Annotated in this window: 4 protein-coding genes; all 4 read left to right on the top strand. The window is 64.5% G+C overall.

Translation table 11 applies throughout. The features are described from left to right. A partial coding sequence (gene ndhC / locus JOZ79_RS02055) for an NADH-quinone oxidoreductase subunit A (protein ID WP_294069907.1) occupies positions 1-250 on the top strand: 250 nt, incomplete at its 5' end. Positions 251-312: 62 nt separating this feature from the next. Beyond that, positions 313-822: an NADH-quinone oxidoreductase subunit B family protein gene (locus JOZ79_RS02060; protein WP_366514786.1), complete on the top strand. Its 510-nt coding sequence runs from the start codon at positions 313-315 to the stop codon at positions 820-822. A gap of 169 nt (positions 823-991) precedes the next feature. Then, entirely contained in the window at positions 992-1,822 is an 831-nt protein-coding gene (locus tag JOZ79_RS02065; RefSeq protein WP_294069915.1) for an NADH-quinone oxidoreductase subunit C, read from the top strand. Beyond that, positions 1,819-3,019 (top strand): NADH-quinone oxidoreductase subunit D (locus JOZ79_RS02070; protein ID WP_294069912.1); only part of this gene is annotated, 1,201 nt, incomplete at its 3' end. The genes JOZ79_RS02065 and JOZ79_RS02070, both read left to right, overlap by 4 nt.

The raw sequence follows: 3,019 nt of genomic DNA on the forward strand, positions 1-3,019 counted from the left end.
GCAGAAGCTCAGCGAATATGAGTGCGGCTTCCCGGCGTTCGAGGATGCGCGGGCAGAATTCGATGTGCGCTTCTACCTGGTCGCAATCCTGTTCATCGTGTTCGATCTCGAAGCGGCCTTCCTGTTTCCGTGGGCGGTCAGCCTGAACTTCACGCACTGGACTGGTTGGCTGGCGATGATGATCTTCCTTGCCGAGCTTGGCCTCGGGCTTGCTTACGCCTGGAAGAAAGGCGCGCTCGAATGGGAGTGATGCTCAGCGGTCCCGAGGACCGGATGCCGACCGAGGAGGAGCTCGCGCGCGTCGCCGGCCTCGTGCCTGGGGAGGTCGACCAGGCCAAATTGCTCGAACTGCAGCAATCGCTGAACGAGAAGGGGTTCATGGTCACGACGGCCGAGGACCTGTTCACCTGGGCGCGGACCGGCTCCTTGTGGTGGATGACGTTTGGTCTTGCCTGCTGTGCGGTCGAGATGATTCATGTGAACATGCCGCGCTATGACCTTGAAAGATTTGGCGCAGCGCCGCGCGCGAGCCCGCGCCAGTCGGACGTGATGATCGTTGCCGGCACGCTCTGCAACAAGATGGCCCCGGCCCTCCGCCGCGTCTACGACCAGATGAGCGAGCCGCGCTATGTGATCTCAATGGGCAGCTGTGCCAACGGCGGCGGCTACTACCATTACAGCTACAGCGTTGTTCGCGGCTGCGACCGGATCGTGCCGGTCGACATCTACGTCCCCGGCTGCCCGCCGACCGCCGAAGCGTTGCTCTACGGTATCCTGCAGCTGCAGCGGAAAATCCGCCGCGAAGGGACGATCGAGCGGTGAGTGATGCGCTGCTGAAAATCCTCCCCGGAACGGGGAGGGGGACCATGCGGAGCATGGTGGAGGGCGCCCCCTTCGTCAGCGCTACGCGCTGCCACCTCCCCGTGCCGGGGAGGATTTAGTGGCCGTCAAGCTTGCCGCTCATGTCCCGCAGACGGCGCCGAACGACGGCGTGATCGACGCCGCGACCAAGGCGCTTGGCGCGTCGCTGATCGAGGCTGTCGACAAGGTCGGCGAGATCACGCTTACGGTTCAGCGTGACAGCATTGTCGAAGTCTGCCGGACCCTGCGCGACACGCCGGGCCTGGAATATCAGCAGCTGATGGAGATCGCGGGCGTCGACTATCCCGACCGTCCGGAGCGGTTCGAGGTCAATTATTGCCTGCTGTCGCTGACCAGGAACCGCCGCGTCCGCGTGAAGGTCGCGACCGACGAGACCTCGCCGGTGCCGAGCGTCACGGGCCTGTGGCCGGTCGCCGGCTGGCTCGAGCGAGAGGTCTACGACATGTACGGCGTCGGCTTCAGCGGCAACGACGACCTCCGGCGCATCCTGACCGATTATGGCTTCGAGGGCTTCCCGTTCCGCAAGGACTTCCCGCTGACCGGCCATGTCGAGCTGCGTTACTCGGAGGCGGAGAAGAGGGTGGTCTACGAGCCGGTCTCGCTGCCCCAGGATTTCCGCACCTTTGATTTCCTGATGCCGTGGGAAGGGCCGGAATATGCCCTGCCCGGCGACGAGAAGGCAAAGCCGGAAGCCCCCGGTGCGCCATCGCCTGCGCCTGCGCCGAGCGGGACCGCGCCGCAGAACGTGAAGACTCCGGCTGAGGAGGCCAAGGTCACGGAAAAGCCTGCCGACACCGGTGCCGGTGCTCCGGCCGACAAGGAAGCGACCAGGCAGGCCAGCAAGCCGCGCGCGAAGAAGGCCGAGAGCGAAGTCTCGAAGCCCGGACCGAAGTCTCCCCCCAAGGCAAGGGCGCCGCGCAAGCCGAAGGGTGACGCATGACCGACACCCGCTACGATCTTCGCCCCATCAAGCGGACCGTCGAGGTTGACGTCGGCGCCGGCGGGGAGGGCCTAGAGCTTGGCCATCCGCGCGATCCCGGCGACGAGACGATCAGCAATTACACGATCAACTTCGGCCCACAGCACCCGGCCGCGCACGGCGTCCTCCGCCTGATCCTCGAACTCGACGGCGAGATCGTCGAGCGCGTCGACCCGCACGTCGGGCTACTCCACCGCGGCACCGAAAAGCTGATCGAATACAAGACCTACGCCCAGGCGCTGCCCTACTTCGACCGTCTCGATTATTGCTCGCCGATGTGCATGGAGCATAGCTTCGTCCTTGCCGTGGAGAAGCTGCTCGGCCTCGAGATCCCGATCCGCGCCCAGTACATCCGCACGATGATGGCGGAGCTGACCCGCATCAAGAACCACATGCTGAACCTTGGCAGCCATATCATGGACGTGGGCGCGATGACGCCCAACCTGTGGCTGTTCGAGATTCGCGAGGACCTGATGCAGCTCTACGAGCATGTGTCGGGCGCCCGCATGCACGCCAATTACTTCCGGCCCGGCGGCGTGCGCGAGGACATTCCGCCGGCTGTCCTCGACAAGATCGGAGACTTCCTCGACAACCGCCTGCAAATGTTCGAAGATGCGATCAGCCTGGTCGCCGACAACCGCATCTTCAAGCAGCGCAACGTCGACATCGGGATCGTCCACAAGGACGATGCGATCGCCTGGGGCTTCTCCGGCCCGATGATCCGCGCCGCGGGCATCCCTTGGGACATCCGCCGCTCGCAGCCTTACGAAGTCTATGACCGCATGGACTTCGAGATCCCGGTCGGGACGAACGGCGACTGCTACGACCGCTTCATGGTGCGGGTCGAGGAGGTCCGCCAGTCGATCCGGATCATGAAGCAGTGCCTCAACGAGATGCCTTCGGGCCCGGTGGCGAGCTTCGATCGCAAGGTGGTGCCGCCGCCGCGCGCGGACATGAAGACCTCGATGGAGGCCTTGATCCACCACTTCAAGCTCTACACCGAGGGCTTCCACGTGCCGGCGGGCGAGGTCTATGTCGCCACCGAAAGCCCCAAGGGCGAATTCGGCATCTATCTGGTCGCGGACGGCAGCAACAAGCCCTACCGCGTCAAGATTCGCCCGACAGCCTTCAGCCACCTGCAGGCGATGGACTTCATGT

It is taken from the genome of Sphingomonas sp. (genome assembly GCF_019242355.1).
In the GTDB taxonomy this organism is placed as follows: Bacteria; Pseudomonadota; Alphaproteobacteria; order Sphingomonadales; family Sphingomonadaceae; genus Sphingomicrobium.